We start from the raw sequence: 17,098 nt of genomic DNA on the forward strand, positions 1-17,098 counted from the left end.
ATTAAGCACCTTCTTTAATAATTTTTACAATTTTTTCAATATTATCAGTACTCAAATTTGGATACATAGGCAAACACAGTACCTGTTCAGAGAGTAACTTTGCATTTGGTGTATCAGATCGGTACTGCTCATAAACACTAAATTCAGTCATGAGAGGATAAAAGTATTTACGAGCATAAATATTATGTTGTTTCAATTTCTCAAAGAGCTCATCACGGCTCAGAGAAAAAGAGGAGGATATTATGACTGGAAAATATGAGTAGTTGTCTTTATCTAAATTGAGTCGCTGGATACAAGTTATACCCTCTATATCCGCTAACAGCTCACGATAATGGCTATCAACTTTTTGACGAGCTTGTAAGGTTTGATCAATGGTCTTTAACTGCAGTAAACCTAAAGCAGCATGTACTTCACTCAGCTTACCGTTCATTGATACATCATTCACCGTCGTTTCATTAACGATACCGAAGTTTTTTAGCTGGTCGATATGCTGTTTCATTTCAGCACTATGGCAAACGATAGCACCACCTTCAAAGGTATTGAAGACTTTGGTTGCATGAAAGCTAACCATGCTTAAATCACCATAACTTAATAGGCTCTGTCCTTTGTATTTCGCACCAAATGCATGCGCAGCATCATAGATAAGCTTCAGATTATGCTTATCTGCAATAGTTTGTAATGCATCTACTTCGCATGGAATGCCATAGCAATGTACCGGTAAAATAGCGACAGTATTTTCCGTGACAGCTTTTTCTACTGCTTGTGGATCAATATTTGATGTGACAGGATCAATATCTACAAAAACAGGGGTCAGGTTGTTCCAAACGATAGCATGAGCAGTCGCAATGAAAGTATAAGGAGTAGTGATAACCTCCCCTTCTTTTAAACCTAATGCTTGTAGAGCTGTAATCAGAGCGATCGTACCGTTATTGAATAATGAAATATAATCAACGCCAAGGTACTCACATAGCTCTTTTTCTAACTGTTGATGCAGTGGACCACCGTTGGTCAATATTTTATTCTCCCAAATTTGTTCTAAATAAGGGATGAAATCTTTGAGGTCTGGTAGCACAGACTGAGTAACATAAATGGGCTTATTCATAACTCACCCTCTGCCAATGAGATTAAATACTGACCATAGCCATTCTTACTCATGCTATTGCCAATCTCTAGTACTTGTTGTTTGCTTAACCAGCCATTATTTAGAGCAATTTCTTCTAAACACGCCACTTTATAGCCTTGTCGTTTTTCAATGGTTTCTACAAAATGTGCCGCTTCTAGCAAGCTTTCATGCGTCCCCGTATCTAACCAGGCAAACCCACGACCTAACAGCTCTACATTTAAGTCACCACGTTCAAGATACATCTGGTTGACTGTAGTGATTTCCACTTCACCTCGTTCTGAGGGCTTTACTTGCTTGGCAATTTCGATGACATCATTGTCATAAAAATATAAACCTGTGACTGCGAAATTAGACTTAGGCTTTTTAGGCTTTTCTTCTAGTGAGACTGCACGTAGCTCTTCGTTGAACTCTACCACACCAAAGCGCTCAGGGTCTTTTACTTGATAACCAAAAACGGTTGCCCCTGTTGCGCGATTAACTGCTTTTCGCAACATGGTTGTAAACCCTAGCCCATAAAAAATATTGTCACCTAAGACCAAGCAGACATTACTATCGCCAATGAACTCTTCACCAATAATAAAGGCCTGAGCCAAGCCATCTGGACTTGGCTGAGTGGCATAACTGAGATTGATACCGAAATCACTACCGTCTCCAAGCAAACGTTGAAAGCCTTCTATGTCTTCTGGCGTGCTAATAATCAGCACATCACGAATACCTGCTAGCATAAGCACAGATAAAGGATAATAAACCATAGGCTTATCATAGATAGGAAGCATTTGCTTAGACACGCCTTTAGTGATTGGGTATAACCGCGTCCCTGAACCACCTGCTAAAATAATACCTTTAGTGTCCATTATTCACTTACTCCTAATCTTTCGCGTTGATAGCTGCCATCCTGCACTCGGCGGCACCATTCTAAATTATTCAAATACCACTTAACTGTTTTGCGAATACCAGTCTCAAAAGTCTCTTCTGGTGTCCACCCTAACTCACTTTCAATTTTTCTAGCGTCAATCGCATAACGTAAGTCATGTCCTGGGCGGTCTTTTACAAAAGCAATTAACGATTCATAAGAGACATTATCTGTTTGAGGCTTAAGGTCATCTAAAATTTTACAAATAGATCTGACCACTTCGATATTCTGTTTTTCGTTATGACCACCAATATTATAGGTTTCACCTACCACTCCTTCGGTGACAACTTTATATAGCGCACGGGCATGATCTTCTACATACAGCCAGTCACGAATCTGATCTCCTTTACCATAAATCGGTAATTCCTTACCATCTAATGCATTTAAAATAACGAGAGGAATCAGTTTTTCAGGAAAATGATAGGGCCCATAATTATTAGAACAATTCGTAATCAAAACTGGAAAATCATAGGTACGATGCCATGCTCGCACTAAATGATCAGAACTTGCTTTAGAGGCCGAGTAAGGGGAACTAGGGGCATAAGGTGTGGACTCTGTAAATAAGTCTGTCGTTCCTGCCAAATCGCCATATACTTCATCTGTAGAAATATGATGAAATCTAAATGCAGATTTCTCCTCAGCATTCAGACCTTGCCAATACTTACGTGCAACTTCTAACAATGTATAAGTACCAACGATATTTGTGTTAATAAACTCTGCAGGTCCATCAATAGAACGGTCCACATGCGATTCTGCTGCCAAATGCATCACTAGATTTGGTTTAAAACTCTCAAAAGCTGACTCTAAATCCTCTGCATCGCAAATATCGACCCTCTTAAACTGATACCTACTGCTATCTTCGATTTCTTTAAGTGACTCTAAATTGCCAGCGTAGGTCAGTTTGTCGATATTTAAGACTTCATCATCGGTATGTTTAATAATATGGCGAATCACAGCAGAACCGATAAAACCTGCACCACCAGTAATTAGTATTCTCATAACAATTCCATTGAACCTTTGGTTTTTGGCTAAAAAATCTGTTTCGGGTAATGAACTTAGGTAGTCATAGAACCTGCGTTATATCCCTCTACAAAGTAAGCAAGTTCCTGCTTAAGCCATTCAACATCATGTGGCTGCGCTCTGTGTATCAGCTGCGACAGCATATTTTCGATATCCATTAATGGAAAACTATCTTCGATTGCTTGTCTAATCAAAGGATGATAGGTGGTCTCAACATTACCATCACCAATAATAAGCTCTTCGTAAAGCTTTTCACCTGGTCTAAGCCCAGTAAAAATAATTTCAATATCACCTTCAGGATTGGTTTTGTCTTTTAGCTTGTACCCTGTTAGAAAAATCATACGTTTGGCTAAATCTACAATCTTGACTGACTCACCCATATCAAGCACAAACACTTCACCACCTTTCGCCATTGCGCCAGCTTGAATAACTAGACTTGCTGCTTCAGGGATGGTCATAAAATAACGTGTTACCTCTGGGTGAGTAACAGTGATAGGGCCACCTTTCTCGATTTGCTTAGTAAACAAGGGAATAACAGAACCAGACGAACCCAACACATTACCGAAACGCACCATACTGAAACAGGTCTTACTGTTCATTTGGCTGAGCCCTTGACATACCAGCTCAGCTAAACGTTTGGAAGCTCCCATTACATTTGTAGGTCTAACTGCTTTATCAGTAGAGACGAGTACAAATGTCTCTACCTCAGCCTGCATGGCTGCATAAGCACAGTGATAAGTGCCTTTAGAATTATTAATAACACCCTCAAATGGATTACTTTCTACGATAGGCACATGTTTGTAAGCGGCTGCATGATATACCGTGTTCACGCGATATTCTTCGAATACTTTCAGCAGCTTATCTTCATTAGTGACATTACCAATCATCGCTACAATTTTAATGTCTTCATAAGCCGGGTTATTTGTTTGTTGTATCGTTAACTCTTGATGAATGGCATACAGAGCGTATTCAGAAAGCTCATAAAGTATCAAACACTGAGGCTTATTTTTAATGATTTGACGACACAGCTCACCTCCAATAGATCCACCAGCGCCAGTAACAAGGATATTTTTACTTGTGATATTTTTACTTAACAACATATCATCAGCTTCAACAGTTTGACGATCTAATACGTCAAGGATGTTGACTCGACGCATATGACTCACTGTGACTTTTCCATCAGCGATTTCATGCAGGCTTGGTAGCTGCTTAATCTTTACAGGTACCTCTGAAAAATCATTAATGATCTGACGGCGACGATCGCGACTTACAGATGGTAATGCCAAAAATATCTGTGCAATGTTTCTCTTATTTATGATTCCCAAGACTTCATTAGCAGCATATATTTTTTTACCAAATAAGTAACCACCTGCAACTTCCAGATTATCATCGATGAAAGCCACGACACGGTACTTATCAGAGCGCTCTAGACCTTCAAACAATTCTCTGCCAGCTGAACCTACACCGTAGATAATGACATTTTCACGGATATTTCCATGACGGTTTCTGTAATTACCTTTGCTAAGCTCTAATATCTCTCTGATACTTAAGCGAATACCCCATAACCATATATAAAAGAAAAACAAATATAGAATAGGTACTGAACGTGGAATATACGCTAAGGAGTCGAATGAATAGATGACTTCATAAACAATGATAAGAACAACAAACATCTGCAATACTTTACGCATTGCTGTATCAGAGAATATTCTTGATAGACCTTTATAAAACCCAATATAGTACAGGCCAATTACAGGAGGTAAGGCAAAAATACATAGAGCAAATAAGCTGATGTGGTTATCGATATAGCCGTATCTTAAGGATAATGCAAAAAACAAGCACACTACTGACATCAAGAAGTCTGCACTAATTAGGATACTACGTTTAACCCCTCGTGGTAGAGACAGCAAACGTCTAGCGTTACGCTGATACCAACTGTCATCAGCGTTGCTAGTTACAGAATAAGTGCTCTTAGGCTTTTGCTTCATAGACATAAACTTCAACTTATCAAGTTATTACTACTTACTATGGCCATACGTATAGGCATAGTTATAGCTATTTTTGTCAAGCATTCCTTGCTGAACATCATTTAGTACAATACCATCGATCTCAATATTGGCTTTTTCCATCTGTTCAATGGCATAAGCCAACTGCCCTTCTAGTGAATCATTGTGCTTAGTTACCATCAACACCTGGTCTGCGTGCAGCGACAGAATGACAGCATCTGTAGTAGCTAATACAGGAGGCGTATTAACGATAATATAATCATAGTGATCCTTTAGCTCAGTCATCAGCTCACCAAATCTCTCACTGGCAAGCAGCGAAGACGGATTAGATACCTGCTCTCCACGAGGAATCAGATCAAGGTTATCTATGCTAGTAGGGTGAGTAATATTAGCGATTGTCGGGCTCTCTGGTGAAAAATAATCAGCAAGGCCTGTAGGCTGCTCTACATTGAAAGTCTTGTGCAAGCTTCCTAAGTGCATATCAGCATCGATAATAAGTATTTTCTTATCTAACTGCGCAAAAACTTCTGCTAAATTGGCACCAATGAAAGACTTGCCTACTTCTGGACTTTCAGAGGTCAATACAATCACTTGGCCACGCTGCTCAGCAGCGCCTTGAGAGAGCCCTAACATCAAGAATGTTCTAAGACCCTTGATGGCTTCATAACTTAAACTATTATGGTCGGCGTACGACAATAAGGGACTCGTACTGCGCTTGCTATTACTCAATCCTTTTAATGACTTGGATCTTGGAATAGTAGCAATGACCGGAACTCCCATTTTTGCTTCAATGCTTTTAGGGTCTCTGATAACATTTCTCAATAGACCTTTAAGCAGCACTAACATCGTACCCAACATGCCACCAAGCACTATACCTAGCAGTAATATCACTAACTTTCTTGGAGCAATAGGTCTAAAGTTGCTACTAGGAAAGTCAATGACACGTGCAAAACCAATCTGACCAGCTTCGACAATTTTCATTTGTTCATAGTTCCTAAGCAGAGTCAGATATATCTCTTTATTAATATTGGCATCTTCTGCCAACTTCAAAAACTCTCTTTGTACTTCAGGCAAGCGCTCAACATTTTGGGCTATTTCATTCTTCCTAGCATTTAAGGTTCTAAGCTGATCATTAATCTGAATAACAAGCGGGTGCTCTTCAGTGTAATAAGTAGTAAGCTCTGCTTTTTGTAGTTTTAGCTCGTTGAGCTGAGCATCAATCTGATAGTTTTCAGTGACTAAAAGCTCAGCTTCTTTTGCGACATCAATGGTGCCAGATTGTTCACGGAACTCATTATATGCAGCCTCAGAGGTCTCAAGTTTTGCCCTAAGTTCAGGAATCTGCGTTTCCATAAACTGCAGGGTTTTGGTTATCTCTTCAGAGCCACGAGATTGGTTTTGGTCTAAGTAAGACTTAACAATCTCGCTTAATATTAGGCTAACTTGCTCTTGATCAGCGCCTTTTAAAGAAACTTCAATAATCCCGGTTAATCTACCTACCTCAGCAACTGACAAAGCTTTACTGATACTATCAGTGGTATTCTTAAATATGTGTCTGGTTATTTCTATCGGGTGGTTCTCAGCAGGTAAGTCAGCCACCATAATTTCGATATTACCATCGGGTGTGGCAAAACTATTTAGCTGATTTAGGCGTCCTTTAAAACTCAAATCGTTACTGCTATCTTTTTTGTCTTCATAGCCAAGCTCAAAGCCTGTTTTGGTTCTCACTAAAGTAAACTTCTTACCCAAATATGCTAACGGCGCATCAAAATTAATAATCTGAGCCGAACCATCCTCAGTTTTTAGTGAGACACCATCCACTGTGTTGATTTGAGTATTGATTCGATCATTTAGTAATCTATCCAAATGACCGACTTCAGGATCAGATAGCTGAATAGTTAAGTGTAGCAACTCTATGACTGGCTCTAAGACCATTCGCGACTTTATCAACTCTGACTCTGTTTGAGCTTGCGTCAATGTCGGTTGAATGGTTCCAGTAGGCTGGGAGATACTAGCAAGTGCCGACACCCCTTGAGAGTTTTCCTCTTCAATTTGGATGAGAGCATCTGCTTCGTAGGTAGGTGAAACATAGCGGATATATAGCAATGCTAATATCAGGCCTAATGCAGCTAGCAGAACGATGGTTTTCCAGCCACGCAACAGCATTAACGCTAACGTTAATAAACTTATATCGTTACTGTCTTTATCGGCCGCAGTTTCTGATACATTCTGTCTGTCTTTATATTTGCTCATAAATACCTGCTACTCAAATTTATCATCTTATTAATAAAGGCCTTCAAAACAGTATCTTCCGCTGCCTTAAAAACTGAATGATCATCTTGGTATGAAGACACCTTACACATACCAATTTCATGACCCGTTTAATAACTTTTGCTTTTTATAACTTTTTATAGCTTTATTCGCTGCTATATATTAGATAAGACTTATACATAACCAGCTTATAAAGCTTTACTGCAACTCAAAGACAGCACCAAGACTCAAGGGTTGAGCCGTTCAACGAAACCTGCGATAGAGCTACAGTAATCCTCAAAACACGCATTATTAAGATATTAATAAACAACTTAATAACCTATAGATCTGATAATAAACTGATAGTAGTAGTAGACGGCAATAGCAAGCTAATAATACGGTTCCAACGAGCCAGTCCTGTTGGATCGACATAAACGATATCGTTAGGATGCATCTCAAAGCGATTAGCTAAAGCAAAGTTCGTTACCGTCTGCATATCAATGTAGTAGATATTCGTCAGCACAGACTGAGGATTGTCTCTAACAATATAAACTTTGGCTGCATTAGCAGTGGTAGCATCCAGTCCACCCGTCTCTCCTAATACATGAGCTAAATTAAGTCCTTGCTCTGGTATCGGCACGGGCGCCACTCTGCCAAGCTCACCCAACACATAGACTTTTTTACGACTTTGACTATTTACATGAATAGAGTCACCATCTTGTAAATAAATTTGGTTAGCTGATATACCAAATTGTTGCAGTGACTGTAACCCTAGTGAATACTCCTTACCGTTTCGGCTAAACACTATGTTATCTGAGTCGCCTGTAGGCGTTGCTCCACCTGCTCTAGAAATAGCACTCAATAACGAAACAGGTGTGTCTGCAATAGCAAACTCCCCTGGCTGTCTGACCTCTCCATCAATAAAGAACTTATTACCACGGTAATTGATTACTTTGACTTGAGGGTCAGAGTGTTTTAAGTAGCGTTGTAATCGAGCTCGTAGATTGGCTGTAAACTGCGGCACACTTAAACCGCTGGCTTGAATACGGCCAATTAATGGAAACTGGATAAATCCTTGTTGGTCCACAGGAAATCCAGATTCATACGGGTTATTACTCTCACTAGCTGTAGGAGGGGTTATTTCTGGATAGCCTATAAGATTAATACCCAAAATATCGCCTTCAGAAATGCGATATTCAGCCCTACTTGAAGTCTTGACAAGTTGATATACATCGTTGTCAGGTGCAGTGACCTGGGGTGGTGGTAGAGTAGCTAGGCTTAACGGTTGAATATTAAACTCTAAGCCGTTGTCTGCCGTAAAATACCCAGTGGGAGGTAAACTTCCCGTCTGAAATCCAGAGTTAATGGCACAGCCAGAGAGTAATCCTATAGATAACAAGCATGAAACGCTCAATAACCTAGCGGACTTATATGTAGAAAAAAAATATCTATAGACCATAATAGTCTCTCAAGTTAACGTTCAAAAAAGCAGGTTAGTATACCCTACATTCATAAAAGCGAATTAACACTCACCAAATATACACGCAAAACAAACGTACCGCAATATTAAGAACTTTTGTAGACAGTAAAAACCAACCTCTACATAATATCTTTATAAACAAGAGCTTGCCAGTCCACCTATCTATTTTATTAAAACAAAAGCAAACAAAAGACAGGTAGTTTAGAGTAGTTTTATAGGGTAAATGGTGCTTATTTAAGTTTAAACGGTATAAAATGATATAAAAAAATAAAAAACCTTCTTTTTAACGTATATATTAGCGAAACATAATCAAACTTTTGGATACAAAAAAACTGGCTATATCTCTACTTTATTAAACTCAAAATTCTGAATTAGCTAATTAGAAATGATATGCAACATGAAGTTTCTCATTGTTATTCGAAAAAAATAGATGGACTTTTGTTTTCTTGTTGAGACAACCAATCACAATGTAACTCTAGTGTTATTACGTAGAAGAAAAAGTGCTGATTTTCGCGCTAAACATCGTAAAATAGCGTAGAATATACAGTCCAAATTTCTTACATTGCGAAATGTAAACCAACCGATTCAAGGTAATCCTTATGAAAGATGAAAAACTACAAAAAGCCCTTGCCCGTATGGGTTTAGGCTCACGCCGTCAGATGGAAGAAGTCATTAAGTCTGGCCGTGTCTCAGTCAATAGTGGCCCTGCTACGATTGGTGATCGCGTGAGCCAAGGCGATGAGATTCGCGTCGATGGTCGCTTGATTAAATATACTGCGGAAAACGAGAAGCGCCGCCGAGTATTGGCTTACTATAAGCCTGAAGGTGAGATCTGCTCTGCTAATGATCCTGAAGGTCGTCCAACCGTGTTTGAGCGCTTGCCAAAGCTGACGCATGACCGCTGGGTGATGGTGGGGCGTTTGGACATCAACTCCTCGGGACTATTATTATTTACCAATGATGGTGAAATGGCACATCGCTTGATGCATCCGTCCAATGAGATTACTCGTGAGTATGCTGTACGTGTGCTGGGTGAAGTGACCTCTGATATCGCTCGCAATCTGACTGCGGGTGTCATGCTAGAAGATGGTATGGCACAGTTTGAAGATATAAAAGACGGCGGCGGCGAAGGCGTCAATAAATGGTATCACGTCAAACTCAAAGAAGGTCGTAATCGTGAAGTGCGCCGCTTATTTGAGTCGCAAGGCCTTAAGGTAAGCCGTCTACTACGTACGCGTTATGGCAGTATTGCACTACCGAAAGAACTGCGTACTGGTCGTTTCTTGGAGCTGGACAAAAAAGACATCAATACCCTAACTGATTTGGTCAGTCTGCGTCCACGTCATGGTACTGGTTTACATGGTGCCGCCAAAGAAAAGCAAGAGCGCATCAAAAACAAGCCACTAAAAGCGCGTCGTACGGATAGTCGTAGTAATAGTGCCAAGCCTAAGAGTAGCGCAAGCCCAGCCAGTCGTGGTTCACGCAATACTCGTGATCGCAACAATAAGCGTTAAAATGCACTTATTCTAAAACTGCTATCCGTTTCATATTTGTATTAAAAAAGCTGCCAGTGAATTCACTGGCAGCTTTTTTGATTCATATTTTGAACCGTTGATAGTAATTTAATCTACTTTTATCATGACTGGCTGTCTATATAACGCTTCATAACTCGTAGATCTTGCAAGTTTTGAGTGTCTATTTGCCTGATAAAACCATCTAAACGTCCCTCAATACTATCCAATGCTTGTTGCAACACCTCAGCAGCCTCGATTTGTTTGTCATTATGAGTCGTTTGCTGGTTAGTGCCTGTGCCTGTACTCATTAAACGATAATGGCTGTCCAGTATTTCAGGCAAGCGCGTATAAATAAGCTTATGTAGAATAAAATGCTCTTCACTGATAATTGGGGTTTTATTTTGTTGTTTTAAATTCTGCTGATAATTTTGGTAAATCGCTACCTTTTCATCGATACTTTGTAATTGGCGTAGCTGCCTGTCTGTTAGTACCTTAAGATGACTCTTATGTAAACTCAGCTGCTGCCAACTCAATTTAGACAAAGTTAATGGTGCACTAGAATCTTGATAGATGAGCACACCTGGGGTGATGCCAACCGCTTTATGGAAAGCATGCCAGCCCTTTCTGCCTAAATAAATGGCGGTAATGGTAGTAGCCGCTACGCCAATACCCAGTATGATACTCATATCCAGTTATTCCTTATCCACTATCCATCTCTTCCCTACTGACTACCATTAACCTCTAAGGCTACAATGAAACTCTAAGGCTTGTTTTCATCAGCCATTGGTCTATCACTGGTATCAATACGGGTAGTCTCTAGTATTTGCACCTCAGACGCAGGGTTATCAAAGCGCTGCTGCAAATATCGCTTGGTAACCAGCAGTTTTTGCCCGTCTTGATGATAAGAAGCATCCAGTAAATCATCGAACTGGGTGTTAATGGTTCTAAGCACCTCAAGCAAAGCTTCTTTACCAGTGACATCGGAGTGTTTAATTTTGGTATTGTCGGCACGTGCACCATCTAAATCATGCAGACGACGATAGTCAGCCACTGCTTGTGGAATATGCTTATCCATCAAGTTTTGAATCATGATATAGGTTTCACTGACGGTATCAGTATCGTCTATCTTGCCATCATTATTGGTATCACCATAAATTACTCGTAGCTTTTCGCCTTTTTGGTTAATCTGAGTAAGCGCTGTTTTGACTTCAGCAGGTAAGCTTTTTTCAGGAATATAACCCAGTTGCGGCATGGCTTCATAGGCAAGCATTTTGGGTGCAGTGAGTTTTTTGACACCACGATAGCCCAGATATAACCCTGCTGCTGGTAGTACCCCATATAAAATAAACATCACTAACATAGCCGTTGCTTGGGTCATTATCTCATCCTCATGTTTGATAGATTTATTATTATTATTGATTGCATTGTTAATATTAAACAAAAAAATAAGGCTCTATGAAAGCCTTATATTGTTATGTATTGAGCCGTCTGTATTTAATCACAATGATTTAGAGCAGAAACTAGCTTTTGGTACGGCTCTTAACATAACGATGTGTCGAAGCAAGTTTGTTCATGACCGTTTGATGTAATTCATCGAGCAATTCGTCCAATTCATAATCAATCTCCAAAAACAGATCGGTAAGCATATCGCCTGCAGTCATATTGCCTTGTGCCATGTTGTTCTTAGTGCGATGCGGACTAAAGCGCTGTAGCTGCTCGTAATGATGTAGCGCTTCTGGAATGCTCTCTGACACCAACTTATCAATGACAAACTGGCGCTCATTGTGCTGTTGTTGCTGCTGCTCGTTTAGCTCACCGCTCCAGTCACGGTAGCGTTTCAGTTTGCCATTAATCCGGTCAAGAATAGCCACCGCTTCGATGGGCATGGCATTTAGGGTGGCCTCGTCGACCACATCAACAAGTTCAGTCATAATCGGACAGCGTCCATGTTTGAGATACCATAAAGTATCAGGGTCAAAAGGAGGGCGATTGGTCGGGCGCAACTGCGCGCGATTGGATAGATATCGATCAGTCAGCGGCGTTGGTGAGTGTATATCATTAACCCGCGCCAAAGCGTCACAGATACGATCAGCACGCGCAGGAGGTGTCAGTACAGAACCTTTATGACTCTCCAAATTGCTGTTGGAATCGCTGTTATCGGAATTACTGTTATCAGCACCTTCTGTGTCACAGCTGACAGCCGCTTGCTGAGCGCTCTTTGCAGCTTGCGTTGGCAGATCATCATGAGCTTGCCCAAATGACTGTAGCATTCTTGTCAAACTTACGACCATGACCTACTCTACTCCTCATCCGTTGCTTTCGGTATCGTGCTGGTATTGCGTACATTCATTCAATAGCGTATCTTAACAGCTTTTTATCTGTCTGCCAGTAAGCAAAATGTCACCATACTCTCTCTACAACACTGTAAGCACAATATTATGAATGCTCCCGATTATATTTCTGGCTTCTTGCTTGGGCTGTCTCTCATTATCGCAATTGGTTCACAAAACGCATTTGTGCTCAAACAAGGTCTGAGACGCGAACATATATTCTTTATTTGTCTGTTCTGTGCGCTCAGCGATGCGTTTTTGATCACTGCTGGCGTCGCTGGTTTTGGTGCAGTGACCGCTCAATACCCACAAGTTATCAATGTTGCTAAGTTCGCGGGCATAGTATTCTTGCTCGGTTACGGATTACAGAGCCTATATGCTAGTGTGCGTTTATCTCATGCTCTGACTGTTGATGGACAAACTGTAACCAGCTTAAAAAAAGCACTGTTATTGTGTTTTGGCTTTACTTGGCTCAATCCTCATGTCTATCTAGATACATTGGTGCTAGTGGGGATGGTTTCAACAGGAGCAAGCAGCAAACTGGCATTCGCAACTGGTGCGGTGAGCGCTTCATTCTTTTTCTTCTTTGCACTTGGCTATGGCGCAAGGCTATTAAAACCATTATTTGCAAAGCCTAAAGCTCGGAACATACTTGATGCATTGATAGGTATTCTGATGTTTTATTTGGCTTGGCACTTATATCAAAGTTAAATAAAAAAGAAACAAAAAAACCAAACACACTCATTGAGCATGTTTGGTTTGGACAGTCTATGTTGTTGCCTTTAATATTACCTTTAATTTAGCTACTAATAATCTTACTATTAGCAAAAGCAACTATGAAACAGCTTGTTTCGGTTTATGATGTTTTTTTGCGCTTCTTAGGCTTAACGAAGGTTAAGTTCAAAAAGTGCTCTAGCGAGTCATCAAGGATATCTAGCCACGGCTCTGGAAGCTCAGGAGATAAGGTCCCAGTCAAAGTAGAACGATAGGCCTTTTCTCTAAAGGTCATGATGTTCTCGGCTTTGTCTTTTTGCCATTCCTTCAAGATCTCGCCCTGTTCTTCTACCGCGAACTCTGGATAATCCGTTGCATTCGTTAAATCACGGATATAAGCAGCTTGAAAATCAATTGAATCGCTGACTGTGACGCACTTAGCATAGGTTGCCAACCATTCTTGCTCGTCTTTTTCACGAGTGGCTAGATCCGGCAATTCAATATCGCCCATGATTACATCGCGGGCATACCATGCTTGCGCATCAAACATATTAAAGGTGAAGTACTGATCTTGCATGCCCAAATAAATCAGTTTTGGATTCGGCTGCCAGAAAATACCTTTATACAAGTTGGCTGGATACAAGCAGTTGTGCGTCTGCAAGCGTAGCTCATCAGGCATGAATGGGAAGTGGAACAAGTAACCCGTACACATAATGATGGCATCAAAGCTTTGGCTAGTACCGTCAGCAAAATGTGCCACATCATCTTCAAAGTGAGTCACTAGTGGTACTTCTTTAATACCATCAGGCCAGTCGTAGCCAAGCGCTTGTGTGCGGTAGCTGATCGTCACTGATTTGGTACCGTACTTGTAGCACTGCGTGCCTATGTCTTCGGCAGAATAACTGCTACCGATAAGTAAGATATCTTCGTCTTTAAACTCTAGTGCATCACGGAAGTCATGAGCATGTAGAATACGACCTGGGAACGCTTCTAAACCTTCAAAGTATGGCATGTTTGGCGTGGAGAAATGGCCTGTCGCAACCACGACATAATCAAACTCTTCAACTTCTTGCTCACCGCTTTTATGATTCATCACCGTAACGGTGAATTTTTGCGTCTCATCATCAAATGATACCCAACGTACTGGGCACTCAAAGCGGATGTATTTTTGAATATCTTGCTTATCGATACGACCCATGATGTAGTCTTTTAGGACTTCACGTGGTGGGTATGATGGGATAGGTTCACCAAAATGTTCATCGAACGAATAATCTGCGAACTCTAAACATTCTTTAGGGCCATTTGACCATAAATAACGATACATACTACCGTGGACAGGCTCACCATTTCTATCTAGACCTGTGCGCCAGCTATAGTTCCACATACCACCGATAGCATTTTGTTTTTCATAACAAACTATTTCCGGTAAGTCTTTAGCACCGGCTAAACGAGCTGCTTCAAAAGCACGTAATTGCGCCAGACCACTTGGACCTGCACCTAAAATAGCAATTCTTTTCTTACTCAAGATTAACTCCTGCTAAAATTAATGGAAGCCCATTATAACATAATTTTATTAATGACTTTTAAACGCGGTGGTTCTTGGTTATCTATAGGCGATTAGACGCTGCAAAGATAGTTGTTAAGGCTATTTGAATGTGGCGCTGAGTAGTGATGATTTGAGAAGCTTAATATTTAGAAACGACAGGCCTGTTAGTTTTATTGCCTGCCACTGATTCAGAGGGAGTGTGTATGGATGGAGAATAGAACATAGTAAAAAAGAGAGCGATAAAGCTTTTAATGGCTATACCAAACCAGGAAACAAAGTACGCAAGCCGCTAACAATAATCTCAATAGAAACAGCAGCCAACAACATACCCATGATTCGGCTCATAATGTTTAGCCCTGTATCACCAAGCAAACGGCTGATACGTCCTGCTGCCATCAGCGCTAAGTAACAAAAAAGACTGATCAATAAGCCTGCAATAATAACCGCAGAAACACGCAATATGCCCGAGACTTGCGAAGAGTAGATAATGACCGTTGAGATACCACCAGGACCAATCATCATAGGAATAGCCAGTGGTACTACCGCTGAAGCGGTGCTTGGAGGGGCATACCTGTCAAATTCGACATCGAAGTTTTCTTGGTCAGGCTTGGCTGGATTACCCTCACCATTCATCATATTAAGGGCAATTAAGAATACTAAAATCCCACCTGCCAGCTGGAACGAGCCTATAGAGATACCAAGTGCCTTTAGCAGTACTTCGCCTACTACCGTAAAAAAACTGATCGTAATAAAAATAGTCAAACAGGCAACGCGGGCAACTTTGCGTCGATTAACCATCGAGTAGCCGCGCGTCAAGTCTAAAAATAGCGTCAAGGCACTAAATGGATTGATCAATACCACAAAGGCCAAGATGATTTTAATGATTTCAGTATCCACTGAGCACTCGCTTATTCATCGGTAAAAATAAAGCAAAAAATAAGGTCATCGTGCGCGTGCAACAATGACCCAGTAGGCGTTTAATAGCGGCATTGTAGCATAGGCAGATATGCTAATAAAATCATTAACTTCGATTGATTTTATCTTATAAAAACACCAGTCAACAAAACACTATTTAGTCCTCTTAAGACGCTACCATATATAAATTATCTTGATGCAAACCTCTGCAAGGCTAAGCACTAAAATCAAGGCCAATATCGAGCGCGGTGGTGCTGTGCGTCAGATAACCCATGGCGATAAAATCAACGCCTGTTTCTGCCACCGCTCGCACGCTTTCAGGCGTGATTCCGCCAGAAGCTTCCGTCTTTGCACGTCCTTGGCACATGATGACCGCTTGTCGTAGCAGCTTGGGTGCCATATTATCCAATAATACTAAGTTTGCGCCCGCATCCAAAGCCAGCTCCAATTGCGCTAAGGTATCGACCTCGACTTCAATTGGCATCAGATGACCTGCAAAATCTTGCGCTTGTTGAATAGCAGTGGTGATATCACCCGCAATCGCAATGTGATTGTCTTTTATCAAAATCGCATCGTCGAGTCCCAGACGATGATTACGTCCACCACCGCAGCGTACCGCATACTTCTGTACTGTACGTAGTCCTGGAATGGTCTTGCGTGTACAAGTAATCTGCGCTGGATACTCTGCAACACTATCGACGATCTGTCTGGTGGCGGTCGCTATGCCACTGAGATGAGTCATAAAGTTCAGTGCTGTACGCTCAGCAGTAAGCAGGGGTGATATGCGGTATAGACTTAGCGCGCTTAGCTTTTGAGTTAATTGATGCGCAAATTGAGTTTGTGGCACAAGTGGCTGATGGAGAATCTGTCGCGTCGGGTAGTGTACTGGCGACAGTGCGGGGCAATGCCCGTCATCTGCTTACTGCTGAGCGTGCCCGAATCTGTAATTGCGCCTGCATCTCAGCTGGAATAGTCGCTTGCGACGTCACATCACCGCGTCTACCTAAGTCTTCTGCCAATGCCACCTCAACCAGTGGCTTGAGTAATACTTGATCTAATTTTGGCTCTGATGTTGACTGTGCTTTAAACGTCATATCCACCCCTAGTTTGGACGATTACTGATAGTATTTATTTAAACTCAAAATGAGCATAAATATAGCGTAAAGTAGCTAAGCCCGCAACATAAAGTCGCAATTATATTGATTGTATAAAATTATTAGCTGAATAAAGTTCTATAGTTAATGCTAAATAAAACTGGCACGCTCTATGTCACGTGCTGCTGGTATT

The 17,098-nt window shown here is 41.0% G+C and carries 14 protein-coding genes and 2 pseudogenes; 3 read left to right on the forward strand and 13 right to left on the reverse strand.

Annotation, left to right across the window (positions count from 1 at the left end):
- Position 1: 1 nt before the first annotated feature.
- From JMX03_RS10575 to JMX03_RS10600, 6 genes are all read right to left on the reverse strand, one after another.
- Entirely contained in the window at positions 2–1,102 is a 1,101-nt protein-coding gene (locus JMX03_RS10575) for a DegT/DnrJ/EryC1/StrS family aminotransferase (protein WP_201596669.1), read from the reverse strand.
- Complete coding sequence (gene rfbA, locus JMX03_RS10580) at positions 1,099–1,977, reverse strand: glucose-1-phosphate thymidylyltransferase RfbA (RefSeq protein WP_201596670.1); 879 nt, start codon at positions 1,975–1,977, stop codon at positions 1,099–1,101. Before rfbA ends, JMX03_RS10575 begins: the two co-directional genes overlap by 4 nt.
- Positions 1,977–3,035 (reverse strand): dTDP-glucose 4,6-dehydratase, encoded by a 1,059-nt coding sequence (gene rfbB / locus JMX03_RS10585; RefSeq protein ID WP_201596671.1) that lies wholly within the window; start codon positions 3,033–3,035, stop codon positions 1,977–1,979. Before rfbB ends, rfbA begins: the two co-directional genes overlap by 1 nt.
- A gap of 56 nt (positions 3,036–3,091) precedes the next feature.
- Entirely contained in the window at positions 3,092–5,050 is a 1,959-nt protein-coding gene (locus tag JMX03_RS10590) for a polysaccharide biosynthesis protein (RefSeq protein ID WP_201596672.1), read from the reverse strand.
- 24 nt (positions 5,051–5,074) lie between these two features.
- Complete coding sequence (locus tag JMX03_RS10595) at positions 5,075–7,315, reverse strand: polysaccharide biosynthesis tyrosine autokinase (protein WP_201596674.1); 2,241 nt, start codon at positions 7,313–7,315, stop codon at positions 5,075–5,077.
- Positions 7,316–7,652: 337 nt separating this feature from the next.
- Positions 7,653–8,771, reverse strand: coding sequence for a polysaccharide biosynthesis/export family protein (locus tag JMX03_RS10600; protein WP_201596676.1), 1,119 nt, complete (start codon positions 8,769–8,771; stop codon positions 7,653–7,655).
- Positions 8,772–9,391: 620 nt separating this feature from the next.
- Between JMX03_RS10600 and rluB the strand changes: the two genes are divergently transcribed.
- Positions 9,392–10,306, forward strand: a complete 915-nt coding sequence (gene rluB / locus JMX03_RS10605; RefSeq protein WP_201596678.1) for a 23S rRNA pseudouridine(2605) synthase RluB — start codon at positions 9,392–9,394, stop codon at positions 10,304–10,306.
- A gap of 122 nt (positions 10,307–10,428) precedes the next feature.
- On the opposite strand, the gene JMX03_RS10610 is transcribed toward rluB, so the two are convergent.
- From JMX03_RS10610 to JMX03_RS10620, 3 genes are all read right to left on the reverse strand, one after another.
- Positions 10,429–10,992, reverse strand: coding sequence for a hypothetical protein (locus tag JMX03_RS10610; protein ID WP_201596680.1), 564 nt, complete (start codon positions 10,990–10,992; stop codon positions 10,429–10,431).
- A 74-nt stretch (positions 10,993–11,066) separates the two neighbouring features.
- Positions 11,067–11,684 carry a hypothetical protein gene (locus JMX03_RS10615; protein ID WP_201596682.1) on the reverse strand — a complete coding sequence of 206 codons (618 nt, stop codon included), beginning with the start codon at positions 11,682–11,684 and terminating at the stop codon, positions 11,067–11,069.
- A gap of 142 nt (positions 11,685–11,826) precedes the next feature.
- Positions 11,827–12,597 (reverse strand): hypothetical protein, encoded by a 771-nt coding sequence (locus JMX03_RS10620; RefSeq protein WP_227695640.1) that lies wholly within the window; start codon positions 12,595–12,597, stop codon positions 11,827–11,829.
- 147 nt (positions 12,598–12,744) lie between these two features.
- Between JMX03_RS10620 and JMX03_RS10625 the strand changes: the two genes are divergently transcribed.
- Positions 12,745–13,347, forward strand: coding sequence for a LysE/ArgO family amino acid transporter (locus tag JMX03_RS10625; RefSeq protein WP_201596684.1), 603 nt, complete (start codon positions 12,745–12,747; stop codon positions 13,345–13,347).
- Between the two features lie 145 nt (positions 13,348–13,492).
- On the opposite strand, the gene JMX03_RS10630 is transcribed toward JMX03_RS10625, so the two are convergent.
- From JMX03_RS10630 to nadC, 3 genes and pseudogenes are all read right to left on the reverse strand, one after another.
- Positions 13,493–14,875 carry an NAD(P)-binding domain-containing protein gene (locus tag JMX03_RS10630; protein WP_201596686.1) on the reverse strand — a complete coding sequence of 461 codons (1,383 nt, stop codon included), beginning with the start codon at positions 14,873–14,875 and terminating at the stop codon, positions 13,493–13,495.
- 276 nt (positions 14,876–15,151) lie between these two features.
- Positions 15,152–15,793 carry a MarC family protein gene (locus JMX03_RS10635; RefSeq protein ID WP_201596688.1) on the reverse strand — a complete coding sequence of 214 codons (642 nt, stop codon included), beginning with the start codon at positions 15,791–15,793 and terminating at the stop codon, positions 15,152–15,154.
- A 232-nt stretch (positions 15,794–16,025) separates the two neighbouring features.
- Positions 16,026–16,589 (reverse strand): annotated as a pseudogene (nadC, locus tag JMX03_RS10640) (carboxylating nicotinate-nucleotide diphosphorylase); the annotation flags it as partial.
- On the opposite strand from nadC, the pseudogene JMX03_RS15180 reads away from it, so the two are divergent.
- A pseudogene (locus tag JMX03_RS15180) lies at positions 16,589–16,687 on the forward strand (carboxylating nicotinate-nucleotide diphosphorylase); the annotation flags it as partial. The pseudogenes nadC and JMX03_RS15180 sit on opposite strands and share 1 nt — an antisense overlap.
- 35 nt (positions 16,688–16,722) lie before the next feature.
- Here the strand turns inward: JMX03_RS15180 and JMX03_RS15035 are convergent.
- A complete protein-coding gene (locus JMX03_RS15035) occupies positions 16,723–16,905 on the reverse strand; it encodes a hypothetical protein (protein WP_265090502.1) in 183 nt (60 codons plus the stop codon).
- Positions 16,906–17,098 lie beyond the last annotated feature (193 nt).

Origin of the sequence: Psychrobacter fulvigenes (assembly GCF_904846155.1) — a bacterium.
GTDB lineage: Bacteria > Pseudomonadota > Gammaproteobacteria > Pseudomonadales > Moraxellaceae > Psychrobacter > Psychrobacter fulvigenes.

Coding starts and splice junctions, on each gene's coding strand:
- JMX03_RS10575 (WP_201596669.1), bottom strand. CDS start 1,102: ATGAATAAGCCCATTTATGTTACTCAGTCTGTGCTACCAGACCTCAAA.
- rfbA (WP_201596670.1), bottom strand. CDS start 1,977: ATGGACACTAAAGGTATTATTTTAGCAGGTGGTTCAGGGACGCGGTTA.
- rfbB (WP_201596671.1), bottom strand. CDS start 3,035: ATGAGAATACTAATTACTGGTGGTGCAGGTTTTATCGGTTCTGCTGTG.
- JMX03_RS10590 (WP_201596672.1), bottom strand. CDS start 5,050: ATGTCTATGAAGCAAAAGCCTAAGAGCACTTATTCTGTAACTAGCAAC.
- JMX03_RS10595 (WP_201596674.1), bottom strand. CDS start 7,315: ATGAGCAAATATAAAGACAGACAGAATGTATCAGAAACTGCGGCCGAT.
- JMX03_RS10600 (WP_201596676.1), bottom strand. CDS start 8,771: ATGGTCTATAGATATTTTTTTTCTACATATAAGTCCGCTAGGTTATTG.
- rluB (WP_201596678.1), top strand. CDS start 9,392: ATGAAAGATGAAAAACTACAAAAAGCCCTTGCCCGTATGGGTTTAGGC.
- JMX03_RS10610 (WP_201596680.1), bottom strand. CDS start 10,992: ATGAGTATCATACTGGGTATTGGCGTAGCGGCTACTACCATTACCGCC.
- JMX03_RS10615 (WP_201596682.1), bottom strand. CDS start 11,684: ATGACCCAAGCAACGGCTATGTTAGTGATGTTTATTTTATATGGGGTA.
- JMX03_RS10620 (WP_227695640.1), bottom strand. CDS start 12,597: ATGGTCGTAAGTTTGACAAGAATGCTACAGTCATTTGGGCAAGCTCAT.
- JMX03_RS10625 (WP_201596684.1), top strand. CDS start 12,745: ATGAATGCTCCCGATTATATTTCTGGCTTCTTGCTTGGGCTGTCTCTC.
- JMX03_RS15035 (WP_265090502.1), bottom strand. CDS start 16,905: ATGACGTTTAAAGCACAGTCAACATCAGAGCCAAAATTAGATCAAGTA.